The sequence below is a fragment of the Campylobacter sp. BCW_6463 genome, from assembly GCF_001762785.1.
Lineage (GTDB): Bacteria > Campylobacterota > Campylobacteria > Campylobacterales > Campylobacteraceae > Campylobacter_D > Campylobacter_D jejuni.
In genome coordinates this window covers 38,699-54,687 of the sequence record NZ_MJXL01000007.1, presented here as the reverse complement: position 1 = coordinate 54,687, position 15,989 = coordinate 38,699, and the positions used below count along the sequence as shown (strand labels likewise).

Sequence of the window (15,989 nt, the reverse complement as noted above, 5' to 3'; positions counted from 1 at the left end):
ATGTTTTTATAAAAATTTCTTTAGGAAAATTCATGGATATTAGAAAAGCTTATTTGGATTTTTTTGCATCAAAAGGACATGAGATAACCCCGTCAAGTCCTTTAGTTCCTGATGATGCAACTTTACTTTTTACTAATGCGGGTATGGTGCCTTTTAAAAGTATATTTACAGGAGAATTTCCACGCCCAAACCCTCCACGCAAAACAAGCTGTCAAACTTGTATAAGAGCGGGTGGAAAACACAATGACTTAGATAATGTAGGATATACCGCACGCCATCATACTTTTTTTGAAATGCTTGGAAATTTTAGCTTTGGAGATTATTTTAAAGAACAAGCCATAGCTTATGCTTGGGAATTTGTAACTGAAGTTTTAAAACTACCTAAAGATAGACTTTATGTAACCGTGCATGAAAACGATGATGAAGCTTTTAATCTATGGCAAAAACACATTCAAAAAGAAAGAATTTACAAATTTGGTGATAAAGATAACTTCTGGCAAATGGGCGATACTGGTCCTTGTGGTCCTTGTAGTGAGATTTTTTATGACCAAGGACAAGAGCATTTTAACTCAAGCGAAGATTATATGGGTGGAGATGGAGATAGATTTTTAGAAATCTGGAATCTTGTTTTTATGCAATACGAAAGAAGCGCTGATGGAGTGCTTAGCCCACTGCCAAAGCCAAGTATTGATACAGGAATGGGGCTTGAAAGGGTAACAGCGATTAAAGAAGGTAAATTTAGCAATTTTGATAGCTCGCTTTTTATGCCAATCATCAATGAAATTTCAAAACTTTGTAATAAAACTTATGTTTATGAAAGTGGAGCAAGTTTTAGAGTAATAGCCGATCATATAAGATCAAGTGTATTTTTACTTGCGCAAGGGGTAAGTTTTGACAAAGAAGGCAGAGGCTATGTTTTGCGTCGTATTTTGCGTCGTGCTTTAAGGCATGGATATTTGCTAGGTTTTAAACAAGCTTTTATGTATAAACTAGTTGATGTTGTATGCGATTTAATGGGCGGACATTATACCTATCTTAATGAGAAAAAAGACTTTATAAAAGAACAAATTCGCCTTGAAGAAGAAAGATTTTTAAGCACTATAGACAATGGGATTGAAATTTTTAATGAAGAGCTTAAAAACACTAAAGAAATTTTTAGCGGAGAAGTAGCCTTTAAGCTTTATGATACTTATGGTTTTCCGCTTGATTTAACGGCTGATATGCTAAGGGAAAAAAATCTTAAAGTTGATGAAGAAAAATTTGAACTTTTAATGAATGAGCAAAAAGCACGCGCTAAGGCTTCTTGGAAAGGAAGTGGAGATAAAACTGCAAGCGGAGATTTTAAAAACTTGCTTGAAAAATTTGGAGAAAATCATTTCATAGGTTATGAAAAAGCGGAATGCGAAAGTAAAATTTTAGCCCTTTTAGATGAAGATTTTAAAGAAGTTTCTACCCTTAAAGATGCGGGTTGGGTGATGCTTGAAAACACACCTTTTTATGCGACAAGCGGGGGGCAAAGTGCTGATAGTGGGTTTATAGCTAAGTGTGAAGTTTTAGATACGCAAAAGTTTTTTAATCTCAATCTTAGCTTTGTAAAAGCAGGTGAAGAACTAAAAGTTGGCGATATAGTTCATGCAAGAATCGATACAGAAAAAAGAGAGCAAATCGCACGCCACCACTCAGCCACTCATCTTTTACACCATGCTTTAAGAGAAATTTTAGGTTCTCATGTAAGTCAAGCAGGATCTTTGGTTGAAAGCAATAAACTAAGATTTGATTTTACTCATCATAAAGCTTTAAGCAAAGAAGAGCTAGAAAGCATTGAAAAAAGAGTCAATGAAATGATTATAAACTCAAGCGAAGCTATCTTAGAAAATATGCCTTTAGAAGAAGCTAAAAAAAGCGGTGCTATAGCATTGTTTAATGAAAAATACCAAGGCAATGTGCGTGTTTTAACTCTAGGTGAAAGCAAGGAACTTTGCGGAGGAACTCATGTTAAAAATACTGCTCAAATAGGAAGTTTTTACATAGTTAAAGAAAGCGGTGTGAGTGCTGGAGTTAGACGCATTGAAGCTGTGGTTTCTAAAGCGGCTTTAGAATTTGTAAAAAATCAACTTGAAGAACTTTCTAAAGCAAAAAATGAGCTTAAAAATAATGATATTTTAAGCGGGATTAAGAAACTTAAAAATGAAATTTTAAGTTTAAAAAATGAGCTTAAAAACTCAAGTAAAACCGAGCTTGATTCTAAAAATATCCAAGGTGTTGAAATTTGCGTAAAGCGTATAGATAATGGCGATATTAAAGCTATGATTGATGATTTTAAAAACAAATTTGCTAAAGCGGTGATTTTACTTATCCAAGTAAAAGATGAAAAAATCACTTTAGCAGCTGGTGTTAAAGATGCGCCTTTAAAAGCAGGAGCTTTAGTTAAAGAAGCGGCGCAAATTTTAGGTGGAAATGGTGGCGGAAGAGATGATTTTGCTACTGCAGGTGGAAAAGATTTAAACAAAATTGATGAAGCTTTAAAACAAAGCTTAGAAACGATAGAAAAAGCACTTTAATGTTAATTCTTGCTTCAAGTTCCATTTCAAGGGTTAACTTGCTTAAAACCGCAAAGATTGATTTTAGGCAAGTTAGTTTTGATTATGATGAAAATTTAAATAAAAATATTTCACCTTTTTTATATGTTCAAAAAATAGTTCTTGAAAAAGAAAAACAATTTTTAAGTGCTTTAGGCAAAGATTTTCAAAACCAAAATTTACTTTTTGCAGATAGTATAGTTTGTATAGATGAAAAAATTCTTACCAAAGCAAAGGATAAAAAAGAAGCCTATGAAATGCTTGCCTTGCAAAATGGCAAGTATGCAAGTATTTTATCGGCTTTTTTGCTTGTAAAACCTGAAAAAAGAGTTTTTTCTCTTTCAAAAACTACGCTTTATTTTAAAAATTTTGATGAAAATGCTTTAAGAGATTATGTAGAAAATGATCTTTATAAAGGCAAGGCGGGTTGTATTATGTGTGAGGGTTTTCATCAAAATTTCATCACCCAACAAGTAGGAAATCTAAGCACTGCTTTAGGGCTTGATATCCAAACTTTAAAGGCTTATTTATGAAAATATTAAAATATATTTTTTCATTTTTTACTCTTTTGTTTATAGCTGGATTTATTTATGTGGCTTATCTTTTCACAAGTGCTGATACTGAGGGTTATACTTTTAAAGAATACAAACCTCCTCTTACAACACAAATTTACGATAGAAATGGCAAGCTCGTGGCTAATATTTTTGAACAACATCGTTTTTACGCTCCTTATGAAGAGCTTCCTCCACGCCTTATAGAAGCTTTGGTTGCTATAGAAGATACAAGCTTTTTTGAACATAATGGAGTTAATATCGATGCCATTTTTAGAGCTGCTGTAAAAATCATAAAAAGCGGTGGAAAAACCATGGAAGGAGCTTCCACTCTTACCCAGCAATTTATTAAAAACACAGAATTAACCCCAGAAAGAACTATTACGCGTAAAATTCGCGAAGCTTTGCTTGCTTATAAAATGGAAACCATTTTAACTAAAGAGCAAATTTTAGAAAGGTATTTAAATTTTATCTTTTTTGGACATGGGTATTATGGAGTAAAAACCGCAGCTTTGGGGTATTTTCATAAAAATTTAAATGAATTAAGCCTTAAAGAGATTGCTATGCTAGTAGGTATGCCAAAAGCACCTAGCAGTTATGATCCTACAAAGCATTTAGATCTTTCCATTTCAAGAGCAAATAATGTTATTTCAAGAATGTATAATCTAGGTTGGATTTCAAAAGCAGATTATGATACGGCCATCAAAGAAATTCCGCAAGTTTATGATGATACGCTTACTCAAAATACTGCTCCTTATGTCGTAGATGAAGTGATTAAACAATTAAGCCCTAATATCAAAGACTTAAAAACAGGTGGATATAAAATCATTTTAAATATAGACTTAGATGTTCAAAATATGGCGCAGAATGCTTTGAAATTTGGTTATGATGAGATAGTAAAACGCGATAAAGATGCAAATTTAAGCACTTTAAACGGAGCCATGGTCGTGGTAAATCATCAAAGTGGTGATGTTTTAGCTTTGGTAGGTGGGGTTGATTATGAAAAAAGTAATTATAACCGTGCTACTCAAAGTATGCGTCAACCTGGAAGCTCTTTTAAACCTTTTGTGTATCAAGTGGCGATTAATTTAGGATATTCGCCTATGAGTGAAATTGCTGATATTTCTAGAATTTTTGAAGGTGGAGCGGGTAATAATGAGGATTGGAAACCTAAAAATGAAGGGGGTAAATTTTTAGGTTTAATTACCTTAAAAGAAGCTTTAACAAGATCAAGAAATTTAGCTACCATTAATCTCGCACTTGATATGGGGCTTGATGTTCTTTACTCTAAACTAATGGAATTTGGATTTAAAGATATACCGCCTAATTTATCAATCGTATTGGGAAGTTTTGGTATTTCTCCTTTGGAGTATTCGAAATTTTATACCATGTTTGGGAACTATGGTATAATTAAAGATCCTCAAATTATCAGACAAGTTCAGGATAAAACCGGTAAAACCATCATGGAATTTAACTCAAATGAGCGTAAAGTCAGCAATGAAGCGCAAAGTTTTCTGGTTTTAGATATGATGAGAAATGTTGTTGAAAAAGGCACAGGGCGTAATGCAAGAGTAAAAGATATAGAAATAGCAGGAAAAACAGGAACAACGAATAAAAGTGTTGATGCTTGGTTTTGTGGACTTACGCCTGAAATAGAAGCAATCATTTGGTATGGAAATGATAACAACAAGCCTATGCGTTATACAGAAGGTGGCGCTAGAACGGCTGCTCCTGTGTTTAGAGAATTTTTAACTCAATATATAGAAAAATTCCCTGATACAACTAGAAAATTTAGCATTCCTAATGGAGTTTATCGTGGAAATTATAAAGGAGAAAGTGCTTATTATACCACCAAATCACCATTACCAAAAGTAAATATGAAATTTAATGAAAGTGAGATTATATTTTGAAAGTAGTTCCTTTCTACTTTCAAAATGATTAAGCTTTTTTGATGATTATTTCATCATCTTTTGCATCAATGATAATGCTATCATTTTCATGAAGTTCATCAGCAAGTATCATATCGCTTAATTTATCTTCTATAAGATCATAAATAGCTCTTCTTAAAGGTCTAGCACCAAAATCAGGGTCAAAACCATCTTTAGCGATTAAAAGAGCTGCATTTTCGCTTAAACTCGCTTTTATCCCCTTGTTTTCTAAGCTCATTTGTAAATCTTTAAATAAAAGCTTAACTATTTCATAAGCTTCATCTTTTCCAAGTGGATTAAAGGTGATAATATCATCTAAGCGGTTTAAAAACTCAGGTTTAAAGAAAATTTTTAACTCATTTTTTACCGCATCTTCTTGTTCTTTTCCACTTAAATTCATAATAGCACTTGAGGCGATATTAGAAGTTAAAATGATAATGGTATTTTTAAAATCCACTGTTACACCTTTGCTATCGGTTGCTCTACCATCATCTAAAATCCCTAAAAGCACATTAAATACATCTTTATGTGCTTTTTCAACTTCATCAAACAAAAGCACGCTATAAGGTTTTCTTCGTACAGCTTCAGTAAGCTCTCCACCTTCTTCATGTCCTATGTATCCTGGAGGTGCACCTAAGAGTCTTGAAACACTATGTTTTTCCATAAATTCACTCATATCAAAGCGAATCATTGCTTTTTCATCATCAAATAAAAATTTCGCCAAAGCTTTAGCTGATTGTGTTTTTCCTACCCCTGTTGGCCCTAAAAACAAAAAGCTTCCTATAGGTTTATTGTCCGCATTAAGTCCTGCTTTGTTGCGTTTAATGGCTCTAGCTAAAGCACTTAAGGCCTTATCTTGTCCTATGACACTTTCTTTTAAATGTTTTTCCACTTCTAAGAATTTTTGTTTTTCAGAGGTTAGCATTTTTTGCACGCTAATACCTGTCCATTTGCTTAAAATTCCAGCAACCAAATCCTCATCTACTTGATTTTTAAGTAAAACTCCATTTTCGCTCATTTTTTTCCATTTATCTTCTAAAATTTCTACTTCTTTTTCAAGACTTGGAATTTTTCCATACTCTAACTCAGCTGCTTTTTGAAATTCACCTCTAGCTTTAGCTAAAGAAGCTTCATTTTTAAGTAGATCAATTTCTTTTTTCTTAGTGCTTATATCATCAAAAACACTTTTTTCATTTTCAAACTGTGAATTTAGGGCATTTTGTTTTTCTTTTAAATTAGCTAGTTCTTTTGTGATTTCATCGAGTCTTTTTTGATTTTTCTCATCATTTTCCATTTTTAAAGCTTCATTTTCAACTTCTAAAGTTTCTATATCTTTGCGTACTTTTCTTAAAGAACTTGGTTCACTTTCAATTTGCATTTTCAGTTCAGCTGCAGCTTCATCGATTAAATCAATGGCTTTATCAGGTAAAAAACGATCTGCTATATAACGCTTTGAAAGTTTAGCTGCGGCTACTAAAGCGCTATCATTTATAGTTACATTATGATGAATTTCAAGCTTTTCTTTTATACCCCTTAACATAGCCAAAGCCTCATTAACACTTGGCTCACCTACATTTACAGGCTGAAAACGGCGCTGCAAGGCTGCATCTTTTTCAAAATATTTACGATATTCTTTTAAAGTAGTTGCGCCTATGGTATGGAGTTCACCTCTTGCAAGAGCGGGTTTTAAAATATTTGCCGCATCCATACTGCCTTCACTCGCTCCAGCACCTACTATAGTGTGAATTTCATCGATAAAAAGAATGATATTTTCACTTTTTATCACTTCATTAACCACAGCTTTTAATCTATCTTCAAATTCTCCTCTGTATTTTGCGCCTGCAATTAAAGCACTCATATCAAGAGCGATGACTTTTTTATTTTGTAAAGATTTTGGAACATCTTTTTTGATAATTCTTTGCGCTAAAGCTTCTACTATAGCTGTTTTTCCTACACCTGGTTCACCTAAAAGTATAGGGTTATTTTTGGTTTTACGTATTAAAATTTGCATCAAGCGTTCGATTTCTTCTTCTCTACCTATAACAGGATCAAGTTTACCCTCACTTGCTTTTAAGGTTAAATCTATACCAAATTTATTTAAGCTATCTAAGGTTTCATCGCTTGTTTTGCTATCTATTTTGCGTCCTGCCCTTAGACTTTCAAGCTCTTTTTGAAATTCTCTTAAATCTAAAAATTGCGCTAAAATTTCTTTAATAGGACTTTTTTGACTTTCACTTATAAGCCAAGTATCCACACTTAAATAACTATCTCCATTAGCACTCATCAATCCTTTAGCATTTTCTAATGAATTTATAAGTTCATTGGAAAAGCGTATATTTTCACGGCTTACATTTGAACTCGTTGCAAGTTTTGAAATTCTGCTTTTAATTTCAAGCTCTAAGGCTTCTTTAGAAATATTTAATTTATTTAAAATTTGATTTAAAATACTTGTACTATCTACGCTTAAAGCCCATAAAAGGTGCAAAGATACGACTTCGGTATTTTTAGAATGTATAGCTAAAGATGCTGCACTTTCAAGGTTTGAAAGCATATTATCAGTTAAAAAATCTTGTATATTTGCCATGTTTTATCCTTTATTTAGTTTATATACTTGACATTATATAACTTTAGTCATATAATGTCAAATTAATTGAGTAAAATTTTTTAAATAATAGGACAAATGACTAATTTTAGATTATTTCATAAACATATCTATAGCCTTGTTTAATTCTTCTATGCTTTGAATATCATTTTCTTCTATAGCATGTACCATACAATGAGCTAAATGTTCTTTTAAAACTACTTTTGCAGTATTGTTAACTTCGGCTTTTACGGCAGCAAGCTGGATTAAAATTTCACTACAGTCTTTGTCATTTTCAACCATTCTTTTAATAGCGCTTAAATGCCCTATGGTTCTACTTAGACGATTGCAAACTGCTTTAAGATGTTTTTGAGAATGTGTATGAGTATGTTTTTCTTGGCACATTGTATTAACTTTCTTTTTGGAATTTTTAGTCTATTTTAACATATTTTTAAGAATTTAAATTTATTTACGAAGTTTTAAGTAATTTTTATTAAAATTTAGTCTTTAAACTAAAACTCAATAATGGAGCTTATTTTGAAAACAAAACGATTTTTTGCAGGTCTTGCAGGCTTTGCCACTACTTTTATTTTATGTCTATTTTTAACGAGTCATTTACAAGCTAAAGTTGATCAAAAAGAAGAGCAGGTTCAAAAACGCCTAGAAGCTTTAGATAAGCTTACAAAAACTCTTGCCATAGTAGAGCAATACTATGTGGATGATCAAAATATCAGCGATTTGGTGGATAAATCTTTATCAGGACTTTTAAGCAATCTTGATGCGCATTCTTCTTTTTTAAATGAAAAAGATTTTAATGATATGAAAATTCAAACCAATGGCGAATTTGGTGGCCTTGGTATAACCGTAGGTATGAAAGATGGCGCTTTAACAGTTGTTTCTCCTATAGAAGGAACACCAGCAGATAAAGCAGGGATAAAATCAGGAGATATTATTTTAAAAATTAATGATGAGGCCACTTTAGGAATTAATCTCAATGATGCTGTAGATAAAATGCGTGGTAAGCCAAAAACTCAAATCACTTTAACCATCTTTAGAAAAGGTGCAACAAAACCTTTTGATGTTACACTTACAAGAGAAATTATTAAGATAGAAAGTGTTTATGCAAAAATGATAGAAAATGAAAACATTCTTTATCTTAGAGTTACAAATTTTGATAAAAATGTTGTAGATGTGGCAAGTAAAGAACTTAAAAAATATCCTAATGTTAAAGGGGTTATTTTAGATCTTAGAAATAATCCTGGTGGACTTTTAAATCAAGCTATAGGACTTGTAAATTTATTTGTAGATAAAGGTGTTATTGTTTCTCAAAAAGGACGCATCGCAAGTGAAAATCAAGAATATAAAGCCGATCCTAAAAACAAAATTTCTAATGCTTCTTTGGTTGTGCTTGTAAATGGTGGAAGTGCTAGTGCAAGTGAAATCGTAAGTGGAGCTTTACAAGATCTTAAACGCGGTGTTATTGTGGGTGAAAATACTTTTGGAAAAGGTAGTGTTCAACAAATCATACCTATTAATAAAACTGAAGCTTTAAGGCTTACTATTGCAAGATATTATCTTCCAAGCGGCCGTACTATTCAAGCAGTGGGTGTAAAACCTGATATTGAAGTTTTTCCAGGTAAAGTAAATACTCAAGAAGATGGTTTTTCTATAAAAGAAAGCGACTTAAAACAACATTTAGAAAGTGAGCTTGAAAAAATAGATAAAAATAAAAAAGAAGATAAACAAGAAAATAAAGACAATAAAAATCTAATCAGTCAAAAACAAATCAATGATGACGCACAGTTAAAATCAGCTATTGATACTATTAAAATTTTAAATATCAAACAAGGACAATAAAATGACAAAAAAAGAAATGCTCTACGAAGGAAAAGGTAAAAAACTTTTCAAAACTGATGATGAAAATTTACTAATTAGTGAGTTTAAAGATGATTTAACTGCTTTTAATGCAGAAAAAAGAGGCAATGAAAGTGGAAAAGGCGCATTAAACTGTAAAATCAGTACTGAAATTTTTCATTTGCTTGAAAAAAATGGGATTAAAACCCATTTGGTAGAAACTATAAGCGATACAGAACAAGTGGTTAAAAAATGTAAAATTGTTCCTATTGAAGTTATAGTACGCAATGTTGCAACAGGTTCTCTTACAAAAAGACTGGGCATTAAAGATGGCACTGTACTACCTTTTGCTTTGGTAGAATTTTGTCTTAAAGATGATGCCTTAGGCGATCCTTTTATCAATGATGAGCATTGTTTGATTTTAAATTTAGTGCAAAATGAAGCTCAAATTAGTGAAATTAAAAATATAGCTAGAAAGATTAACTCTATTTTAACTCCATTTTTTGACAATAAGAATTTAAGGCTGATTGACTTTAAAATCGAACTGGGTTTAACTAAAGATAATGAGCTTGTTTTAGCTGATGAAATAAGTCCTGATAGTTGTAGATTTTGGGATAAATTTAGTAATGAAAAATTAGACAAAGATAGATTTCGTCAAGATCTAGGTAATGTAAAAATGGCTTATGAAGAAGTTTTAAAAAGAATATTAAATTAAGGAAAAATATGGAAGTTATTGTAAATATTTCTTTAAAAAATGGGGTTTTAGATCCACAGGGCAAAGCGGTGGAAAAAGCTTTGCATTCTTTAAATTTTAATAGCGTAAAAGAAGTAAAAATAGCAAAACAAATCAAAATTTCTCTTGATGAGAAAGATGAAAAATTAGCCAAAGAACAAGTCAAAAAAATGTGTGAAGAGTTGTTGGTAAATAGCGTCATTGAAGATTATGAGCTTATAATTGAGAAAGAGTAAAATGAAAGTTGCTATTATTAGATTTCCAGGGACAAATTGTGAATTTGATACAGCTTATGCCTTTGAAAAACTTGGAGTAAAAACGCAGATTGTTTGGCATGAAGAAAAAGAATTTGATGCAGATTTAGTTGTTTTGCCAGGCGGATTTTCTTATGGAGATTATCTAAGATGTGCAGCTATTGCAAAACTTGCTCCTGTTATGCAAGGTGTTTTTAATCATGCAAAAAAGGGAGGATATATCTTAGGTATTTGTAATGGTTTTCAAATTTTACTTGAAAGCGGTCTTTTAAAAGGTGCAATGAAGCATAACAACAATCTTAGCTTTATCTCAAAAAACCAAAATTTAAGAGTAGTTTCTAATGATAATACCTTTTTGAAAAATTTCAAAAAAGATGAAATTATTAATTTGCCAATTGCCCATGGAGAGGGAAATTATTACGCTGATGAGGCTACTTTAAAAGAATTGCAAGATAAAGATCTTATTACTCTAAAATACGAGTCAAATCCAAATGGTTCTGTATTTGATATCGCAGGAATTTGTGATGAAAACAAAAAAATCTTTGGACTCATGCCACATCCTGAGCGTGCTTATGAAAAAGTTCTGGGTAATGATCTAGGTTTAAAAATGCTTAAAGGCTTTTTATTTTGAAAATTTTATTAACTTTAATTTTTAGTGTTGTTGTATTGTTTGGCAGAGGTGAAATTTCTGTATTTAGCGGCCAAGATGAAAATATGCAAAAAGAATTACAAAAATTACCCCAAGAAGAACAAAAAATTTATCAAAATATTCCGCCAAGCGATGAAAATAATGACTTTGAAAGCAATGTAGATGATCCTTTTATAGCTAAAGGGAGTTTGGTTCTTACAAATGATGAATATCCAAGTAGGGTATATGTTGGAGAAGTTTTTCCTATTACGATCTATGCTCGCACTACGGAAAATACAAAATTTGATTTTAACATAAGCGTAGAAAAAACTAATTTATCTTTTTTAAATCCAGATGCAAAATGGGAATTTATCAATAACGAATATAAAACAACTTTATGGTTTGAAGCTAAAAATTCAAATGCTAGTTTGAGTAAAATTTCTATCAAACTTCTTAGAAATAATGAAGCTTTTCAAGAGGCTGATATCAATCTGAATCCTATCAAATTTGAAAATACTTTATCCAATAAAGATTTTTCACACCTTGTGGCAAGTTCTTTGGAAATTAAAAAAGTTAAAGCGAGTTATTTTGATGATGCTAATATCATTATGATGGTAGAACTAAACGCAACCAATACAAATCTTAAAAGCTTTTTTATAGAAGGAATTCAAAAGCAAGGCATTGAAAATTTAAAAGGGGATTTTAATGCTTCTAGTGCTTTTTATTATGCTATTTTGCCATTAAGTAAAACAAATTTTGAATTTTCGTATTTCAATAAGGACAGTAAAAAGCTTGAAAATATAAATTTAAAACTAAAAATTAGTGACGATGAGATCAGCACTCAGAGTGATTTAAATCCTGTAAATAAAGACTTAAATATTTATAAACAATATACCTTATGGTTTTTAGCGGTTTTATTTGGAGCTTTATTTGTATGGAGAAAAAATTACATTATTCTGGCTTTGGCAGTTGTTTGTTTTGCGCTTAGTTTTCTTGTAGATACCAATACTCAAAATGCGATTATCAAGGCTGGTTCTAGGGCTAAAATTTTACCTACAGAGCCTTCAACTTATTTTTATACGGCAAATGCAGATGAAAAAGTAGAAGTTTTAGGCAAAAGACAAAATTATATTAAAGTACTGTTTTCTGATGGAAAAATAGGTTGGGTTAATAAAGATGATTTACAAAAAAATTAAAGCTCTTTATTTTTGGATTTTTTTTGTTTTAAGCGTTGCTTTGGTGGTTTTTTGTTTTTACTTTACAAAATCTCAAAACACACTTTGGAAAATCCGCAAAATTTGGGCTAAATTTCAAAGATATACCATCTCTTATAAACAAGAAATCATTGGTACTTTTAATCCACAAGCTCAGATGATTTTAATGAATCATCAAAGTGCTTTAGATATCATTGCTTTAGAAGAATTATATCCTAAAAATTTATGCTGGATTGCCAAAAAAGAATTAGGAGAAATTCCTATTTTCAAAGTCGCTATGAAAAAACCAAAACTTCTTTGTATAGATAGAAAAAATCCGCGTGATTTGGTACGAGTTTTAAAAGAAGCAAAAGAAAGAATTAGCGAAGATAGGGTTTTGGCTATTTTTCCAGAAGGAACTAGATCTAAGAATGAAAAAATGCTTAAATTTCAAAGTGGAGCAAAAATTTTAAGTGAAAAATTAAATCTTAAAGTTCAGCCTATTTTAATTGTGGATTCTGCAAAAATTTTAGACACAAAAAGTTTTAGTGCAAGCAGTGGAGTACTTAAAATCATTTGTATGGATTTAGTCGATACAAATGATGACAAATGGCTTGAAAACACTAGAAAAAAAATGCAAGAATTGCTCGAGCAAGAAAGAGCTAAGCTTTGCTAAATACCCTTTTAGTTGTTGGTTTTGGGGGATTTATAGGAGCAATATTAAGAATGCTTTCTATAAATTTAGTGAATAAATTTTTTCCTTATTCTATCAACCTTGGAACTCTTTTTGTTAATGTTTTGGGTTCTTTTATCATAGGACTTTTGTTTTCTTATGTACAAAATAAAGGTTTATCTCCTTTACTTAAAAGCTTTATAGGTACAGGTTTTTTAGGAGCTTTTACAACTTTTTCTACTTTTTCTTATCAAAATTTACTTCTTTTGCAAAGTGGAAATTATCTTCATTTTGCGTTAAATATTATCTTAAATGTCTTTCTTTGCTTATTTGCCGCATGGCTTGGTTTTATAATTTTCAAATAAATCTTTAAATTTACTTTAGAATTTGTATTTTTTGCTAAAATACCACTTTAAAAAATTACAAAGGAGATTAAAATGCAATTTCAAACCGAAGTAAATCAGCTTTTACAGCTTATGATACACTCTTTATATTCTAATAAAGAAATTTTTTTAAGAGAACTTATTTCAAACGCAAGCGACGCTTTAGATAAGCTTAATTTTTTGAGTGTAAGTGATGATAAATATAAAAGCTTAAAATTCGAACCTAAAATTGAAATCAAAATTGACAAAGATAAAAAAACTTTAAGCATTAGTGATAATGGTATAGGTATGGATAAAGATGATCTTATCAACAACCTTGGAACCATAGCAAAAAGCGGTACTAAAAGCTTTTTAGAAAATTTGAGCGGTGATGCTAAAAAAGATTCTCAACTCATAGGACAATTCGGAGTAGGTTTTTATTCTGCTTTTATGGTGGCTAGTAAAATCGAAGTTTTAAGTAAAAAAGCTTTAGATGATAAAGCTTATCTTTGGAGTTCTGATGCAAATGGTTATGAGATTGATGACGCAAACAAAGAAGAACAAGGAACAAGCATTACTTTATATTTAAAAGATGATGAGTTTGCTAATACTTATAAAATCGAAAGCATTATTGAAAAATATTCTAATCATATTCAATTTCCAATTTTCATGGAAAAAGAAGAATTTACTCCTGCTAAAGAAGGCGAAGAAGAAGGGAAAACTGAACTTAAAATTTCTCAAATCAATAAAGCCAATGCTTTATGGAGAATGCAAAAATCAAGCCTTAAAGCAGAAGATTATGAAAGATTTTATGAGCAAAATTTTCATGATTCAAACAAACCTTTACTTTATCTTCACACTAAAAGCGAAGGAAAATTAGAATACAATTCTTTATTTTTCATACCACAAAATGCACCTTTTGATTTATTCCGTGTGGATTATCAAAGTGGCTTAAAACTTTATGTAAAACGCGTATTTATCAGTGATGACGATAAAGAACTTTTACCAACTTATTTGCGTTTTGTGCGTGGGATTATCGATGTAGAAGATTTGCCGCTTAATGTAAGCCGTGAAATTTTACAAGAAAATCAAATTTTAAAAGGTGTTAAAGAAGCTAGCGTTAAAAAGATTTTAGGTGAACTTGAAAAACTAAAAAACAATGATAAAGAAAAATACTTATCTTTCTTTAAAACCTTTGGCAAGGTATTAAAAGAAGGACTTTATGGTTTTGGTGGAGAAAAAGACGGTCTTTTAAAACTCATGCTTTATAAAAGCACTAAAGGTGAAAATTTACGCTCTTTAGAGGAGTATAAAAATGACCTTCAAGGCGAACAAAAGGAAATTTTTTATATAGCAGGAAATAATGAAAGTTTATTAAGAACCTCTCCTTTGCTTGAAGAGTATAAACAAAAAAATATAGAAGTTTTACTCATGGACGATGAGATTGATTCTTTAGTAACTCCTATGCTAGAATTTGAAGGTTTGAAATTTGTAGCCATCAATCAAGTAGAAGATAAAAATGAACTAAGTGATGAAGAAAAAAATACTTTTGCTCCACTTGTAGCTAAATTTAAAGAACTTCTAAAAGATCAAGTTGAAGATGTAAGACTAACCAGTCGTTTAAAAGATAGCCCAAGTTGTATAGTTTATGATAAAAATAAACCTGATTTTGCTATGCAGCAACTCTTAAAACAAATGGGTCAAGAGCAAAATTTCAAACCTATTTTAGAAATCAATCCAAAACACGCTATTTTTACAGGTCTTAAAAACAACGAAACTTTTAGCGCAGATATAGCAACCCTAGTTTTAAATATGGCAAAACTAAGCGAAGGTATGGGCGTGGATAATCCTGCTGAATTTAATGCAAGCCTTACAAAAATCATCAACAAGGCTTTTTCATGATAGAGAATATCCCTGCAAGTCTTTGGACAAAGCAAGATTTAAACGCATATCAAATTTTTGATGTGCGCACTCCTTTAGAATGGGAAGAAGGTATTTTACCTAATGCGCAATGTGTGGCTTTATATGATAATAAAGGGCTTTTAAATGCTAAATTTTTAGATGAATTTCAAAGTAAAAGAGATGAAAATAAAAAACTTGCTTTTATTTGTCGTAGTGGTCATAGAAGCATGGTTGCAGCTGAATTTATAGCCGAAAAATTGGGACTTGAAAGCATTAATTTAGATGGCGGCATGCTAGCCCTTAAGGGTTATTAATGCTAGGAATTTATTTACTCATAGCAGCTTTGTCTTTTTTAGCTCTTTATTTTGCTGTTAAAAAGCTTACTTTAAATATAGATGAGCGAACTCTTTTAGAGCCTATTAAAATGGATATTTATCCGAAATTTTGTGATTTAATCGATGAAAAAATCAGAGAATTTAAAGAAAATATCCAAAATACTAATTTAGCATTAAAAATTTCTTATCAAAAAGATGAATTTTTAGAAAAACTTGGGGATTTAAGCAGGGAGCTGACTTTCATACAAACCATGAATTTGAGTAATAAAAACGATAGTATTTGGCAAAACGAACTTTTTTCTTTTTTAAAAGAATTAGAAAATTTATTGCTTGAGTATCTAGAAAAAGGGGAAGAAGAAGCTGAAAATTTAAGAGAATTTCTGATGAATGAATTTGAAAAACTAAAAGGTTAGGCA

Annotated in this window: 14 protein-coding genes and 1 pseudogene; 13 read left to right on the top strand and 2 right to left on the bottom strand. The window is 31.0% G+C overall.

What is annotated here, in order from left to right:
- The first annotated feature begins 32 nt into the window (after nt 1–32).
- From alaS to AJ884_RS00320, 3 genes are read left to right on the top strand one after another with little or no spacing between them, the layout of a single operon-like run.
- Nucleotides 33–2,561, top strand: coding sequence for an alanine--tRNA ligase (gene alaS / locus AJ884_RS00330; RefSeq protein WP_070233410.1), 2,529 nt, complete (start codon nt 33–35; stop codon nt 2,559–2,561).
- Complete coding sequence (maf, locus tag AJ884_RS00325; protein WP_044779938.1) at nt 2,561–3,112, top strand: septum formation inhibitor Maf; 552 nt, start codon at nt 2,561–2,563, stop codon at nt 3,110–3,112. The genes alaS and maf overlap by 1 nt, the downstream gene beginning before the upstream one ends.
- A complete protein-coding gene (locus AJ884_RS00320; protein WP_070233411.1) occupies nt 3,109–5,040 on the top strand; it encodes a penicillin-binding protein 1A in 1,932 nt (643 codons plus the stop codon). Before maf ends, AJ884_RS00320 begins: the two co-directional genes overlap by 4 nt.
- Nucleotides 5,041–5,068: 28 nt before the next feature.
- Here the strand turns inward: AJ884_RS00320 and AJ884_RS00315 are convergent, their stop codons facing one another.
- Nucleotides 5,069–7,642: an ATP-dependent Clp protease ATP-binding subunit gene (locus tag AJ884_RS00315; protein WP_070233412.1), complete on the bottom strand. Its 2,574-nt coding sequence runs from the start codon at nt 7,640–7,642 to the stop codon at nt 5,069–5,071.
- A 111-nt stretch (nt 7,643–7,753) separates the two neighbouring features.
- The gene (locus AJ884_RS00310; RefSeq protein WP_002859054.1) at nt 7,754–8,044 is read right to left on the bottom strand and encodes a metal-sensing transcriptional repressor; all 291 of its coding nucleotides are present in this window, start codon (nt 8,042–8,044) and stop codon (nt 7,754–7,756) included.
- A 117-nt stretch (nt 8,045–8,161) separates the two neighbouring features.
- Here AJ884_RS00310 and AJ884_RS00305 point away from each other — a divergent pair, with 117 nt between their 5' ends.
- From AJ884_RS00305 to AJ884_RS00260, 10 genes and pseudogenes are all read left to right on the top strand, one after another.
- A complete protein-coding gene (locus AJ884_RS00305) occupies nt 8,162–9,496 on the top strand; it encodes a S41 family peptidase (protein WP_002856815.1) in 1,335 nt (444 codons plus the stop codon).
- 1 nt (nt 9,497) lies between these two features.
- Complete coding sequence (gene purC, locus AJ884_RS00300; protein ID WP_002880951.1) at nt 9,498–10,208, top strand: phosphoribosylaminoimidazolesuccinocarboxamide synthase; 711 nt, start codon at nt 9,498–9,500, stop codon at nt 10,206–10,208.
- Between the two features lie 8 nt (nt 10,209–10,216).
- A complete protein-coding gene (gene purS, locus AJ884_RS00295; RefSeq protein ID WP_002858611.1) occupies nt 10,217–10,462 on the top strand; it encodes a phosphoribosylformylglycinamidine synthase subunit PurS in 246 nt (81 codons plus the stop codon).
- 1 nt (nt 10,463) lies between these two features.
- Nucleotides 10,464–11,136 (top strand): annotated as a pseudogene (gene purQ / locus AJ884_RS00290) (phosphoribosylformylglycinamidine synthase I).
- A complete protein-coding gene (locus AJ884_RS00285; protein WP_002870959.1) occupies nt 11,108–12,304 on the top strand; it encodes an SH3 domain-containing protein in 1,197 nt (398 codons plus the stop codon). The pseudogene purQ and the gene AJ884_RS00285 overlap by 29 nt, the downstream one beginning before the upstream one ends.
- Nucleotides 12,285–12,977, top strand: a complete 693-nt coding sequence (locus AJ884_RS00280) for a lysophospholipid acyltransferase family protein (RefSeq protein ID WP_070233413.1) — start codon at nt 12,285–12,287, stop codon at nt 12,975–12,977. The genes AJ884_RS00285 and AJ884_RS00280 overlap by 20 nt, the downstream gene beginning before the upstream one ends.
- Nucleotides 12,971–13,339, top strand: coding sequence for a fluoride efflux transporter CrcB (gene crcB, locus AJ884_RS00275; RefSeq protein ID WP_079860125.1), 369 nt, complete (start codon nt 12,971–12,973; stop codon nt 13,337–13,339). Before AJ884_RS00280 ends, crcB begins: the two co-directional genes overlap by 7 nt.
- 72 nt (nt 13,340–13,411) lie before the next feature.
- Nucleotides 13,412–15,238: a molecular chaperone HtpG gene (htpG, locus tag AJ884_RS00270; protein WP_002921604.1), complete on the top strand. Its 1,827-nt coding sequence runs from the start codon at nt 13,412–13,414 to the stop codon at nt 15,236–15,238.
- Nucleotides 15,235–15,552 carry a rhodanese-like domain-containing protein gene (locus tag AJ884_RS00265; RefSeq protein ID WP_002861250.1) on the top strand — a complete coding sequence of 106 codons (318 nt, stop codon included), beginning with the start codon at nt 15,235–15,237 and terminating at the stop codon, nt 15,550–15,552. Before htpG ends, AJ884_RS00265 begins: the two co-directional genes overlap by 4 nt.
- Nucleotides 15,552–15,986 carry a hypothetical protein gene (locus tag AJ884_RS00260; RefSeq protein WP_070233415.1) on the top strand — a complete coding sequence of 145 codons (435 nt, stop codon included), beginning with the start codon at nt 15,552–15,554 and terminating at the stop codon, nt 15,984–15,986. Before AJ884_RS00265 ends, AJ884_RS00260 begins: the two co-directional genes overlap by 1 nt.
- The last annotated feature ends 3 nt before the right edge of the window (nt 15,987–15,989 follow it).

Bases quoted from the DNA above. Each gene is read 5' to 3' on its own strand.
- AJ884_RS00320 (WP_070233411.1), top strand. From the start codon at position 3,109: ATGAAAATATTAAAATATATTTTTTCATTTTTTACTCTTTTGTTTATA.
- AJ884_RS00260 (WP_070233415.1), top strand. From the start codon at position 15,552: ATGCTAGGAATTTATTTACTCATAGCAGCTTTGTCTTTTTTAGCTCTT.
- maf (WP_044779938.1), top strand. From the start codon at position 2,561: ATGTTAATTCTTGCTTCAAGTTCCATTTCAAGGGTTAACTTGCTTAAA.
- purS (WP_002858611.1), top strand. From the start codon at position 10,217: ATGGAAGTTATTGTAAATATTTCTTTAAAAAATGGGGTTTTAGATCCA.
- AJ884_RS00315 (WP_070233412.1), bottom strand. From the start codon at position 7,642: ATGGCAAATATACAAGATTTTTTAACTGATAATATGCTTTCAAACCTT.
- AJ884_RS00280 (WP_070233413.1), top strand. From the start codon at position 12,285: ATGATTTACAAAAAAATTAAAGCTCTTTATTTTTGGATTTTTTTTGTT.
- htpG (WP_002921604.1), top strand. From the start codon at position 13,412: ATGCAATTTCAAACCGAAGTAAATCAGCTTTTACAGCTTATGATACAC.
- alaS (WP_070233410.1), top strand. From the start codon at position 33: ATGGATATTAGAAAAGCTTATTTGGATTTTTTTGCATCAAAAGGACAT.
- AJ884_RS00265 (WP_002861250.1), top strand. From the start codon at position 15,235: ATGATAGAGAATATCCCTGCAAGTCTTTGGACAAAGCAAGATTTAAAC.
- AJ884_RS00310 (WP_002859054.1), bottom strand. From the start codon at position 8,044: ATGTGCCAAGAAAAACATACTCATACACATTCTCAAAAACATCTTAAA.
- purC (WP_002880951.1), top strand. From the start codon at position 9,498: ATGACAAAAAAAGAAATGCTCTACGAAGGAAAAGGTAAAAAACTTTTC.